Origin of the sequence: Shewanella mytili, assembly GCF_046765975.1 — a bacterium.
GTDB lineage: Bacteria > Pseudomonadota > Gammaproteobacteria > Enterobacterales > Shewanellaceae > Shewanella > Shewanella mytili.
In genome coordinates this window covers 133,192-146,074 of record NZ_JBKOUD010000001.1, presented here as the reverse complement: position 1 = coordinate 146,074, position 12,883 = coordinate 133,192, and the positions used below count along the sequence as shown (strand labels likewise).

The window sequence follows — 12,883 nt, the reverse complement described above, 5'->3', positions numbered from 1 at the left end:
ATGAGCAAACCATTACTTGAGTTGTTGGGCGTCTGTCGCAGTTTTCCTGCCGGAGAGCAGCAACTGACCGTACTCAACAATGTCAACCTGTCCATTGAGCGTGGCGAGATGGTGGCCATTGTGGGAGCATCCGGCTCCGGCAAATCCACACTGATGAACATTCTCGGCTGTCTGGATAAACCCACCGCCGGCCGCTACCTGATCAATGGCCAGGACACCTCCGCCATGGAGGCCGATGAACTGGCCCTGTTGCGCCGGGAACATTTCGGGTTCATTTTCCAGCGCTATCACCTGTTAGGGGATTTAACCGCCGTTGGCAATGTGGAAGTGCCTGCCGTGTATGCCGCCAAGGAGCGCCAACAGCGCCAGGCCCGCGCCGAGCAGTTGCTGACCCGGCTGGGCCTTGCCGCGCGTTTAAGGCACAAGCCCAGCCAACTCAGCGGTGGGCAACAGCAACGGGTCAGTGTGGCCCGGGCGCTGATGAATGGCGGAGACGTGATCCTGGCAGATGAACCCACCGGCGCCCTGGACAGCCACAGCGGTGAGGAGATGATGACCCTGCTGCAAGAGCTGCATCAGGATGGCCACACCATCATCATCGTGACCCATGACATGCAGGTGGCGCAGTATGCCGACCGCATCATTGAAATCAAAGACGGGGTGATTTTTGCCGACAATCGCAAATCGCCGCGGCCACCGACACCTGCAGCCAAACCCCGCTCGCCCACCAAACGCCGCTGGTTTGGCGCCATGGAGCGTTATCTTGAAGCGCTGAAAATGGCGTTGCTGGCCATGTCGTCTCACCGTTTGCGCACTTTTCTCACCATGCTGGGGATCATTATTGGCATTGCTTCCGTGGTATCGGTGGTGGCGCTGGGAGAAGGCTCCAGGCAGGCCATTTTGCAAAACATCAGCACCATGGGCACCAACACCATTGACATCCGCCCGGGAAGCGGCTTTGGCGACCGGCGCTCCGGCCGTATCCGCACCCTGACCGCCAACGATGCCGACGCGCTGAAAACCCTGCCGTATGTAGACAGTGTCACTCCCAGCATCAGCACCAGTGCCACCATCCGTTATGACAACCAGGCCGTGTCGGCCTCAGTGTCCGGCGTGGGGCCGGAATATTTTCGGGTACGGGGATATGAATTATCCGGCGGCCAGTTTTTTGATGACACCAGCGTCACCACGCTGGCACAGGAAGCCGTCATCGATTACAACACGGAAAAAGCCCTGTTCCCCGGTCATGACAGCATAGGCCAGGTGATTTTTCTGGGCAGTCTGCCGGTGCGCATCATCGGTGTCACCGAGAAAAAAGACAGCGCCTTTGGCAACAACGACGCCTTGACCATCTGGGTGCCTTACACCACCGTGGGCGGGCGCATGGTGGGGCAGCATTACCTTAACGGCATTACGGTGCGCATCAACCAGTCAGCCCCCAGCAATGCGGCAGAGCAAGGGATCATTGCCCTATTGAAAATGCGTCACGGCACCCAGGACTTTTTCACCATCAATACGGATACCATTCGGCAAAGCATCGAAAAGACCACCGCCACCATGACGTTGCTGATATCAGCCATTGCCGTGATATCACTGGTGGTGGGCGGCATCGGCGTGATGAACATCATGCTGGTATCGGTCACCGAGCGCACCCGGGAAATTGGGGTGCGCATGGCGGTGGGGGCCCGTCAGGGCGACATCCTGCGGCAGTTTCTTATCGAAGCGGTGCTGGTCTGCCTGTGTGGCGGCATACTGGGGATAGCCTTGTCTTTCCTGATAGGCGCGATATTTGCCTCGACCAGCAGTAATTTCACCATGATCTATTCAACCAGTTCCATTGTGGCAGCCTTTGCCTGCTCAACACTGATTGGCGTCCTGTTCGGATTTTTACCGGCACGCAATGCCGCCAAGCTGGATCCGGTTGACGCCTTGGCCAGGGAGTAATCCGATGTTGTCTAAACACCTTGTCTGTTGTGCCGTTATCGCCGGCAGTGTCATGTTCATCAGCGGCTGCAGCCTGTTAAGCCCCAGTGAATTCCAAGCACCGCAGGTGACCGTGCCTGACCACTGGCAAGCAGGCGGCAACCTCCTGCCGGTGAGCCAAACCCCTTGGTGGCAACAGTTTCATGACAGCAAACTTGACCGCTTGATTGAGACGGTTTTGCAAAATAACAGCGATCTGGCGCTGGCCACCCTCACCTTGCAAAAAGCCCGGCTGCAAGCAGGCCTTAGCCGCAGTGAACGCTGGCCAGAGCTGAGTGCCAATGCCAGTGCCAGCAGGAGCAAACCGCTGGATGGGGGCAGTAGCAGTAAGAGTTATCAGGCCAGTGTTTCGGTCAGCTACGAAGCGGATTTATGGGGCAAGCTTGCCGCCAGTGAAAATGCCGCCCGCTGGCAAGCCATGGCCAGCGCACAAGACAGGGAGAGCACCGCTCAGAGCTTGGCGGCCACCGGTGCCACTTTATACTGGCAAATAGGCTATCTGACACAACAACTGGCACTGAGCCAGCAAAGCATCGATTACGCCCAAAGCACCCTGCAACTGATGCAGCGCCAGTATGCCGCGGGTGCCGTATCCAAACTGAATGTGCTGGAGGCCCAACGCAACCTTGCAAGCCAGCAAGCCAGCCACAGCGAATTTCGCCAGCAGTTAACCCAGGCCTGCAATGCCCTAGGCACCCTGCTCAACCAGCCACAGCCATCCATGTTGCAGCCTGATGCCCTGCCCCAAGGCCAAATGCCCGCCATCGCCGCCGGATTGCCCGCCAGTTTGCTGCAGCGCCGCCCGGATGTGAAAGCAGCGTTATATGCCCTGAAATCCGCCCTTGCCAGCAAAGATGCCACCTATGCCAGTTATTTCCCGGCGCTGACCCTCACAGGCTCCGTGGGGGATGCATCCGATGAATTGACCGCATTGCTGCGCAACCCGGTTGGCACCTTGGGCGCAGGCATTACCCTGCCGTTTTTACAGTGGCAGCAACGCCAGTTGAATAACCGGATGGCGGATATTGATTACCAAACAGCGGTGATTAATTACCGCAAAACCCTGTATCAGGCGTTTGAAGACGTAAATAACGCGTTAACCGCCACACAGCAATACGCCTATCAGGCGGAGCAACTGCAATTGCAATATGATGCGGCAAGCGCGGCAGAAAAAATCTATGAAAGTCAGTATCGTCACGGCGCCATTGCCATTCAGGACTGGCTTGACGCCCAACAAAACCGCCGCAGTGCCCAGGCATCGTTATTGCAAAACCGCTATCAGCAACTGACAACCCAAGCCACCTTGTATCTGGCGTTAGGGGGCAGTGAAATAGCGCCAATGCTGCCAGCGGAATAACCCCTGGCCCAGCCCTGCCACTCCGGCATGCAATGGCAGGGCTGCACGCTTATCACCCAAGTTTAATCTTGTGCTCAGTCTGCTGGTTTAACATAAACGCCAGCCAGCGGGCTCCCGTGGTAAACACCTTTTCTGAGAAGCGTTAACCGTAACCGGTTTTATCCCACCAATTGGATAAAATACGCCCCGGCAACAATACCCCCGAGGCCACATGTGGCTAATTCACGGATATTGCGTGTAAAAAGTGGTATGATATTTGACCGCTAAGGAATGAGTCTCAGTAGAGGGGATTCAGGCTCGTATCAGCATGACAGGAAACCAGATGTTGTTGCAATCATGTATGGCTTCTCCCGAGATGTGGGAAGATGAATTTGCCTATCGCCGAATGCTGTTACGTATTTTATTGCGTGTGGCGATTGTATTGTCGCTGCTGCTGGCATTGCTCAACCTGCGCCACGAACCGCTGACACTGGCCGTACTGGAAGTTGGCATCGCTTTATGCGCCCTCATCTTTTTGTTGCGCCTGCCCCATACCCGCCATCTGTCCCGCTGGACATCAGGGATGATCCTCATCATCGGCAGCGTGATCCTTTTCGGCATCCACAGCAAAGAGTTGCATACGGATGGTTTTTACTGGCTGCTGATGATGCCCCCCACCAACATGCTGTTACTGGGGCTGCGCCTTGGCGGCATTTTCACCTTCATTTTCGGGGTGCTGGGGGTGCTTTTCACGGTGTTGGCCCACCCGACCCACAATGGCGAACTGGATATCTCCCTGCTGACCAATGCCACGCTGAGCTATCTGTTTTTATGGGGCAGCAGCCATATTTATGAGCGAAAACGCAGCCAAATGGTGCGCCAGTTACGAGAAATGGCTGCCCGCGATCCGCTAACGGGGCTTCACAACCGGTTGCATCTGGAGCGCATTTTCAACCAGATGGTCACAAAGCATCAAAACGACCAGGCATCCTTTACCTTGCTGCTGCTGGATATTGATCACTTCAAGCGGGTGAATGATGAACATGGCCATGAAGCGGGAGATATGCTCCTGCGCCGCCTTGGACAACGCATGACTTATCACACCCGTCATGACGACCGGATTTTCCGGGTGGGCGGAGAAGAGTTTTGCATCCTCTTGCCCCACACGCCAAAAACGCAAGCCATGGCGCAGGCCGAGCGGCTACGGCAAGACATCCAGGAACAAGCCCCGGTATTCAGGGAGCAGTCTTTGCATATTACCGTGAGCATGGGGCTGGCCCAGTGGCCGCTGGATGGCAAAAGTTTTGATGCCTTGTACCGCCAGGCGGATTTGCGGCTATACGAGGCCAAACGCAATGGCCGCAACCAAATTGTCGCCACCGCGTTATCCCCGGTTCATGCCACCAGCGCCTGAGTCAGGCAACCTCACGGCAAAAGCGGAGCGTGAGTCTTTCATCAAGCGTAACTGAGCGGTTTGCCCAACGCCGTAATCCCAATAAAAAAGCCCAAAGAACCCGTCACGGTTCTTTGGGAATGGAAGGGAATTTCAGCACCTATGCCACGGTGGCGGCCGGGGCATCTTCCACGGCACGGCGTAACCGGGCTTTCATCTCGTTGTAGGCCTGCGCTGCATGTTGCTCGGCCCAGAATTGATCGTCAATGGCACTCAGTTGCACCGCACAGTATTTGGTTTCCGGCGTTTGCGATGTGGGGTCAAGGTTATCCTGTGTCAGCTCGTTACAGGCACCTATCCACCATTGGTAGGTCATGTACACCGTACCCTGGTTGATGCGTTCACTCACATCCGCACGGCTGATCACTTTGCCGCGCCGGGATGCCACCCACACCAATTGTTTGTCGGCAATGCCCAGCAGCTTGGCATCCTCGGGGTGAATGCCCACTAACCCCGGCTCATCCGCCAGGGTTTGCAAGGCGGCGCAGTTGCCTGTCATGGAGCGGCAGGAATAGTGTCCCACTTCACGCACGGTGCACAGTACCAGCGGATATTCCGTATCCGTCAGCTCTGCCGGTTGGCGCCAGTGGGTGGCAAACAGCTGCCCTTTGCCACTGGGAGTGGCAAAGGTGTTGTCGGTATAGAGCAGCGGTGTGCCCTCATGCTCCATGGTTGGGCAAGGCCACTGCACATGGCCCAATTCTCCCATTTTGTCGTAGGTAACGCCGTAAAACAGCGGGCACAGCTCGCGCAGTTCATCCCAAATCTGCTGGTTGCTTTGATAATGCATGGGATAACCCATTTTGGAGGCAATCAGCGAGATGATTTCCCAGTCACGCTTCACGTTGTACTGAGGCTCAATGGCTTTTTCAAAACGCTGGAAACCGCGGTCAGCACAGGTGAACACCCCGCCATGCTCTCCCCAGGAGGTGGCCGGCAGGATCACATCGGCCACTTCGGCGGTTTTGGTCATGAAGATATCTTGCACCACCAGCAAGTCCAGGGCTTCAATGCCTTGGCGTACCAGCCCCAAATCCGCTTCTGTCTGCAGGGGGTCTTCCCCCATGATGTAGTACGCCTTGATTTTGCCTTCCAGTGCCAGATGCGGCACCTGGGTGATTCTGACACCCACATTGGCATCCATCTGCTGGGGATCTATACCCCAGGCGGCGGCAAACTTTTCCCGGACGGCCGGTTCGGTGACCTTCTGGTAGCCGGGGAACAAATCCGGCAACACCCCCATGTCACACCCGCCCTGCACGTTATTTTGTCCGCGAACCGGTGCAAGACCGGCGCCTTCCCGTCCCAACTGGCCGGTTAACAGCGCCAGGGTAGACAGGCTTTTCACGGTTTCAGTGCCTTGGCCAAACTGGGTAACCCCCATGCCCCAACAGATAATGGATGACGGCGATGCGGCATAAGTGCGCATGGCCTGACGCACCGCCTGGGCACTGACACCGGTAATGTCCGCCACTTTTTCCGGGGCGTAATCTTTCACCACGTCCCAAAGGCTGTCGAAACCTTCGGTATATTTCGCCACATAGTCTTTGTTGTAGAGCCCCTCATCCAGCAAGGTGTAAATGAATGCGTTCACCATGGCAACGTTACTGCCGTTATGCAGCTGCAGATGTTGATCGGCTATGCGGGCCGCTTCAATTTTTCGGGGGTCGCACACAATGATTTTGGCGCCATTTTGCCTGGCCTTGACTATCCGCCGGGCCACAATTGGATGGGAATCCGCACTGTTATAACCAAAAATCAGCAGGCACTTGGCTTTTTCCAGGTCTTCAATGGAAACGCTCATCGCACCATTGCCCACGGTTTCCCGCAGCCCGGCCACCGATGGCCCGTGACATACCCTGGCGCAACAGTCCACGTTGTTGGTGCCCAGCACTGCCCGGGCAAATTTTTGCATCACATAGTTGGTTTCATTACCCGTTCCCCGGGAAGAACCTGTGGTCATGATGGCGCGGGGGCCGTGTTGTTCCTTGATTTCGCCAAGGCGTTTGGCCACATAAGCGATGGCTTCATCCCAGGAAACCGTTTCCAGCGGTGCGCCTTTTTGACGACGGATCATCGGCTCGCGCAGGCGAGGCGTCAGCAGTTTGGTATCATTCAGAAAATCCCAGCCGAAATAACCCTTGAGGCATAATTCACGCTGGTTGGTCACGCCGTCGGCAGCTTCGGCCCGCAAAATACGGCCGTTGTCCACCACCAGTTTCATCTTGCAACCCGCACCACAATACGGACAAACGGTTGTAATTTTTTCCATTTTTTCATCTACCTTTAGAAGCGCTAAACATTCTGCCACAAAGCGTTATAAGCTCGCCTGTGGGGCGGTTCAGCTGCACCCGGCATGGTCGAATCATCATATTCTTCCGCGCCGAGTGCCTCGGTCGGACAAACCTCGATACAAGCCGGGCCTTCTGGGCGGTCGTAGCAAAGGTCGCATGTGTTTGCCTGGGCTAAATCCCTCAGGACATTGACGGTTGCGCCTGTGTTGCGCACTACCGGGTAGGTCACCACATCCATCATTTGCCGGCTGCTGCATTGCTGCCGGCCGATGGCATTATTCAGGGAGACATTGCAGGAAAAGCGCCAACGCCTTTGACCATCAGCAGCCAGGCGTCGGGCTTTCCCGGTGACAATATGGGCCATGGGATGCAATACGGGGCGGATATGTGCCCTCAAGCAACAATCGTTATTCCCGGCTAAGATTGCCACGCCCAAAGGGCACGTCCACCGACGGCACTCATCATTGGCATGAGCACCGTTATCAGGGCGAACATCGGCAAAGGCAGGGCAACGCATGGCATTCTCCAATGGCATACAAGCATCGGGCAACAAACGTTGCCCGACAACGGGTACATCAAATGGATGTCATACATAAATCACGCCAATAATTTTTCGTGATTTAATACAGGATGTTACATTTGGCAGGATAGTTTCATCAGTCAGAAAGATTGCATTTCGTCACGTCATTTCGACAAATCTGTCGACGGTGTCGCCCGGGGAGATGCCGCCAAATGACAGCCCGCGACGGATTGTCATCTAACGTTCAATCCCGAACATCCGTTACAGGCACTGGCGCTGAACGGCGTGTTTTTCACGCCATAACCCGGCATACAACAGCAGCAAGCCGGCAATGGCAAAACTGCCGGTAAACAGCACCACTGACGGCCAGCCACCGTGCTGCCAAAACCAGCCGCCAACCGAGCCTGAAATGCTCGACCCCATATAGTAAAACAGCAGGTACAGGGACGACGCATGGCCTTTGGCCCCTTTTGCCGCGGCACCAACCGCGCTGCTAGCCACCGAATGCCCCACAAAAAAGCCAGTGGTCACTAACGCCACACCGCAGATAATCCCCGCAATGGGGGCCAGCAGTGTCAGCAATGCGCCGGCAAGCATCAGCGCAAACGCGGCAATCAGCAAGGTGGTTCGGCCATAGCGGTCTGCCAGGCTGCCGGCCATGGACGATGACACGATGCCAAAGGCAAAAGCCAGAAAGATGAAGCTCACCTGCGTCTGGTTAAACCCGTAAGGCGCTTCGGTCAGCCGAAAGGTGGTGTAGTTGAACAGCGTGACAAAAATGCTGATCAACATGAAGCCGATGACGTAGAGCTTTATCAGCTTCCGGTTTTGCAGGTGCCGCTTCCACGACTGCAGATGAAATGCCAGATTCAGCCCCGGCTTTCTGACAAAATGCCTTGATGGCGGCAACAACAGCCAAAAACCGATGGCCGCCAGCACGCACAAACCGCCCAGCACCCCCATGGCCAGCCGCCAGGAAGCGATTTCCGTAAGCAGCCCCATGCTGACCCGTCCCATCATGGCACCGAATGCAATCCCCCCCACATATAACCCCATGGCTTTACCCAAATCCTCAGGGGCAATCTCTTCTGCCAGCCAGGCCATGGCCACTGCCGGCACGCCGCCCAAGACCAGGCCTTCCAGGGCCCGAGCCAGCAATACCCCGTGCCACTCCGGCAACAGCGCCACCACACAGTTTAAGATGGCAGCCAATGCCATGGAGCAAAACATCAAGCCCTTGCGCCCGAGGGCCTGGGAAAAGGCGCCTGCCAACACAATCGCTACGGCAAGAAAGCCGGTGGTGACTGATAGCGCCAGCGAGCTCTGGCTGGGACTCACCCCGAAACTGCGGGCAAAATCCGGCAATAGCGGCTGCACGCAATAGATCAGGGAGAAACTGGCAAAACCGGCCAAAAACAAGGCAATGCCAGCGCGGGTATAGGCCTTGGAGCCTTTACGGATATATGGGGAGGCATCATCAGCGGCAACGGGCTCGGCACTGCTGTTGGACATCTGCGACGGCGCTTCATCGGGGGGACAACTGTTCATGGTGTAACGGATCATTTCAGCGTGAAAAATAAAGTAACGCTATTTTATGCACCCCCATTTAATAGTTCTAATATATAATAAATTGCATGTTGATATGTTTTAAATATAGCTATGGAATTACGTCACATCCGCTATTTTCTGGCGGTGGCCACCGAGCAAAACTTTACCCGGGCCGCGGCAAAACTGAACATTGCCCAGCCGCCCCTGAGCCAGCAAATCAGGGCACTGGAAGAGGAAATCGGCACGCCGCTGTTTTACCGCACCCCCCATGGCGCCGAGCTCACCGACGCAGGGCAAGCATTTCTCAATGAAGTGACCCCCCTCCCCCAGCAAATTCTGCAGGCAAAAGAAGCGGCGCAAAAAGCGGCCAGGGGCGAAACCGGGAAACTGCGGCTGGGAGTCACCGGCACCGCAGCATTGCACCCGGCCATTCCGGCAGTGATCCGGCAATTTCGCCGCCGTTATCCGCAAGTGTCCCTGACCATTGAAGAAGCCAACTCGCTGGCGCTGGCCGACAGCATCCTCCATGACCGGCTGGATGCCGCCATCCTGCGGCCGTCAGACCCGGATCCGGTGGCCTTGACCATTGAGCATTTTCTTACCGAGCAACTGGTGATTGCACTGCCATCGGCCCACCCGCTGGCGCGGGAAACAACCGAGCTCAGCATGCATGCCCTGCAACAGGAACCCTTTATCATGACCCCCAGAACACTGGCGGTGAGCCTGCATGATGCGGTGGTGGCCGTCTGCCACAAGGCGGGATTTGAACCGGTGGAGGGGCAGGCCGCCCCGCAAATTGCCTCCATCTTGTCCATGGTGTCTGCCGAGCTTGGGGTGTCTTTGGTGCCGGAGTCCATGCGTCAGCTCAGTGTGAAGGGGGTGGCCTTTCGCACCATTAGCGATACCCGCTCAAAGGTAGAGCTGGCCGTTGCCTATCCCAGTCGCCATGCCACTCAGGCCGCCCAGAATTTTGCGGCAATCGTCAGGCAACAAAAGCAGGCCATGGCCGCCTTGAACGGGGCGTAAACATCAAAAGCAGCAGCCTGTTGCACGGCATGAAAAACATAACCCCCGCCAAGTATCTGCGAGGGTTATTATCATGGAAACCGCAGATTGCGGCTTCCTTAAGAGGAGCCAAGGACTATTGATAGCAACGGCCAACCGCAGTGGCGTGATTTCAGAGTCCGAGGCATAGATACAGCATCATGCACGGGTAACTCACCGGTGTTTTATCGTATGAACAGGGGACGCTGTTATGCACAATAAACACCTTGAAGTCACGTCGTACGGGGACAGTCACTGCACGCTGACGGGCCCCCGCAGGAGCCCGGTTCAGCAATAGTCCCTGGCGGATCCGTTATTGCATCTTGTGGAATTTGTCGATACCAAAGGATTTGCCTTCGGCATGGCAGGTAGCACAGGATTCAACTGGCAGATTACCGGTAGAGGCTTCATCACCCACCACATAAGCGCCGTTGGACTTAAAGTGCGCCATTGCCGCATCAGAGATATGGCAGGCATGGCAGGTTTCCGCCACCGGCGTGATATAACCGTTGCTCACTTCAATGGCTCGCCGCCCGGAGGTCAGCCCGCCATCGGCGGCAAACAGCGCCGCGCCATCCTTGTGGCACACGGTACAATCCGTGGAAGGTGCGGGATACGGCACCACATCGTTGCTGTGGTAGTAATGCACGGAGGTGGCCAGATCCTTGTTATCAAAGCCATTATGGGCGCCCGGATAATTATTGTTGTGGCAGTCCATACACTGGTCGAAATTATGCACGCCGTGGTGACCACGCTTGACGTAATTCATGTCAGAGTGACAAGCGTTACATTTGGCTTCTGTCACGGTAATCCGCGCCGGGTCCACATACCGCGAAGGCACCACATCACTGCCATCGAGACTGAAGAATGCGGTAGCCACATTGCCCCCGATGGTGTCATCTGCAGCAAAGGCGTAATCCACCCCATCCACATCACAGGCAACGGCCTTGCCTTCGCTGACACAGTATTTGACATCGCCGCCCACATAAAGCGTACCCACGGCAACGGCCGGGTCCACATCCAGTGTCAGGGTCAGCATCCCTGGCGCGGTCACCGAACCGGTGTTCAAATTCGGCCGGGAAGCCCAGCGATGCACTTCACCGTTGCTGTCGATATTCCCCATCAGCGTTCTTACCTGTTTCAGGCCATCCAAATCGCTGGCAGCAGCCAGAGGCGCACCGTTAAAGGTCACGTCTGCTGTCACCGTGATGGTTTTCATCCCAGGAGTGGTAGCAGAGTCGGCAACGGTGGCCGCGGTATAAGCAACTGTCAGCAAGTTGGCATATTCTGCCTGTTTACCCACTTTATGGGCTTGCATTGGCGCTAATGAACCACTGCCATGACAAGCTGCACACTGGGAATCGTCCGCCTGGGCCAGATTGAAATCCGAGTGGCCGCTACCACTGGCAAAATCAATATTGGAGTGACAACCGGCACAAGCTGCACGAGTGGGCATCTGGTTCCAGCTCATTTTGCCTTCATCGGTGCTATGACACACGGTACATTCATAAATGGGCGCCGGATATTTGATCTCGCCCCACTCTGCGGTTTGCTTGAAGCCATATTGGGCTAACTCAGCCAGATGCTCCCCGCCATGAATGCGGTGGATCATCGCCGGCAAGTCAAATACCCAGCCCTCAGCGGCTTCTTCTGCCGATGGCTGCGTTGCCGGGTTATGGCAGGCAATACAGTTTTTCACGCTCTGATAATTGTGGTGAGCGCTGATATTGGCAATATTGCCTGTCTCGCCGCTTTGCCCGTGGCACTGCATGCACGCGGCATCTGCCACCGTGTCTTTGCCAGTGCTGTCTACCAGCTCGCCAGTGGCAGGAATGTAATCCACCGGCGCCGACAACACTTTGTCCGCAATGGCCGCGCCTTCATCGTCAGTCAGGTTATAAGCGCGCAAGAATATCCGATGGGGAGCATTCAAATCGTCATCAGGATTCATGATGGGCGCAGTGCCGTCATGCTCCCAGGTGCCGGTATAAGTGCCTGGATTGGCCGGATCCTCTACCAGCGTACAGGCATCACCCGTGGTGCCACGGGAAGAGTAAGTACCATCCAGTGTACAATACACCGATGAGCCATTGCCGGTAGCCACACCGTTATTCACCCAAAATTGGGTTGGGCCATCACTGCTGGTGTTGGTCATGGCGGTCACCGAATAAACGGCCACCATATCAAGCCCGGTTAAGGGTTTTGCTTCACCGGCCTGATTTTTGGCCGTTGCTGAGAATTTCAATGCAAAGGTATTGTTACCGGCCAGCGTGTTGTCAGCGGGCACAATCTCAAAGCTGACATCGCCCGCCTTGAAAATCGTGGAAACAGAGCTTCCGGCATCCTGCCCGTTTTGTCCATCCTGGCCATCCTGCCCCGGAGTACCTGGTGCGCCATCAACGCCGTCTTTCCCATCACTGCCATCAAATGAACAGGCAGAAAGCCCGAACAGGCCTAACAGGAAGAGTGTTAGTAATGACTTGTTATGATTTTTCATCACTTCATCCCTTGTTTAATGTATTTACCACACACATTCAGGACTGCTTTGAAAGAAACGGCACATATCAGTATCAAATATTAACCTGTTGTTTTTACAGATAACATTTGATCCCGACATATTCTTTTTTATAGAAGATGCATATTGATTGGAATATGGAGATCACCCTTTATAAATACAGTCCCATCAAAAAGATACTAACGCAGTT

Annotated in this window: 8 protein-coding genes; 4 read left to right on the top strand and 4 right to left on the bottom strand. The window is 55.7% G+C overall.

The features are described 5' to 3' along the window. From ACIDEJ_RS00625 to ACIDEJ_RS00615, 3 genes are all read left to right on the top strand, one after another. Positions 1-1,944, top strand: coding sequence for a MacB family efflux pump subunit (locus ACIDEJ_RS00625; protein WP_411986156.1), 1,944 nt, complete (start codon positions 1-3; stop codon positions 1,942-1,944). Between the two features lie 4 nt (positions 1,945-1,948). Further along, on the top strand, positions 1,949-3,340 hold the full coding sequence (locus ACIDEJ_RS00620) for an efflux transporter outer membrane subunit (RefSeq protein ID WP_411986155.1): 1,392 nt from the start codon (positions 1,949-1,951) through the stop codon (positions 3,338-3,340). 322 nt (positions 3,341-3,662) lie between these two features. Then, positions 3,663-4,733, top strand: coding sequence for a GGDEF domain-containing protein (locus tag ACIDEJ_RS00615; protein ID WP_411986154.1), 1,071 nt, complete (start codon positions 3,663-3,665; stop codon positions 4,731-4,733). Between the two features lie 139 nt (positions 4,734-4,872). Here the strand turns inward: ACIDEJ_RS00615 and fdhF are convergent, their stop codons facing one another. The 3 genes from fdhF to ACIDEJ_RS00600 form a co-directional block, all read right to left on the bottom strand. Beyond that, positions 4,873-7,044: a formate dehydrogenase subunit alpha gene (gene fdhF, locus ACIDEJ_RS00610; RefSeq protein WP_411986153.1), complete on the bottom strand. Its 2,172-nt coding sequence runs from the start codon at positions 7,042-7,044 to the stop codon at positions 4,873-4,875. 23 nt (positions 7,045-7,067) lie between these two features. Further along, positions 7,068-7,430 (bottom strand): hypothetical protein, encoded by a 363-nt coding sequence (locus ACIDEJ_RS00605; protein ID WP_411986152.1) that lies wholly within the window; start codon positions 7,428-7,430, stop codon positions 7,068-7,070. Positions 7,431-7,847: 417 nt separating this feature from the next. After that, complete coding sequence (locus ACIDEJ_RS00600; protein ID WP_411986151.1) at positions 7,848-9,134, bottom strand: MFS transporter; 1,287 nt, start codon at positions 9,132-9,134, stop codon at positions 7,848-7,850. A gap of 111 nt (positions 9,135-9,245) precedes the next feature. Between ACIDEJ_RS00600 and ACIDEJ_RS00595 the strand changes: the two genes are divergently transcribed. After that, positions 9,246-10,160, top strand: a complete 915-nt coding sequence (locus ACIDEJ_RS00595; protein ID WP_411986150.1) for a LysR family transcriptional regulator — start codon at positions 9,246-9,248, stop codon at positions 10,158-10,160. Between the two features lie 331 nt (positions 10,161-10,491). On the opposite strand, the gene ACIDEJ_RS00590 is transcribed toward ACIDEJ_RS00595, so the two are convergent. Continuing rightward, positions 10,492-12,678, bottom strand: coding sequence for an OmcA/MtrC family decaheme c-type cytochrome (locus ACIDEJ_RS00590; protein WP_411986149.1), 2,187 nt, complete (start codon positions 12,676-12,678; stop codon positions 10,492-10,494). Positions 12,679-12,883 lie beyond the last annotated feature (205 nt).

Coding starts and splice junctions, on each gene's coding strand:
- ACIDEJ_RS00620 (WP_411986155.1), top strand. CDS start 1,949: ATGTTGTCTAAACACCTTGTCTGTTGTGCCGTTATCGCCGGCAGTGTC.
- fdhF (WP_411986153.1), bottom strand. CDS start 7,044: ATGGAAAAAATTACAACCGTTTGTCCGTATTGTGGTGCGGGTTGCAAG.
- ACIDEJ_RS00615 (WP_411986154.1), top strand. CDS start 3,663: ATGTTGTTGCAATCATGTATGGCTTCTCCCGAGATGTGGGAAGATGAA.
- ACIDEJ_RS00600 (WP_411986151.1), bottom strand. CDS start 9,134: ATGAACAGTTGTCCCCCCGATGAAGCGCCGTCGCAGATGTCCAACAGC.
- ACIDEJ_RS00625 (WP_411986156.1), top strand. CDS start 1: ATGAGCAAACCATTACTTGAGTTGTTGGGCGTCTGTCGCAGTTTTCCT.
- ACIDEJ_RS00605 (WP_411986152.1), bottom strand. CDS start 7,430: ATGGCCCATATTGTCACCGGGAAAGCCCGACGCCTGGCTGCTGATGGT.
- ACIDEJ_RS00595 (WP_411986150.1), top strand. CDS start 9,246: ATGGAATTACGTCACATCCGCTATTTTCTGGCGGTGGCCACCGAGCAA.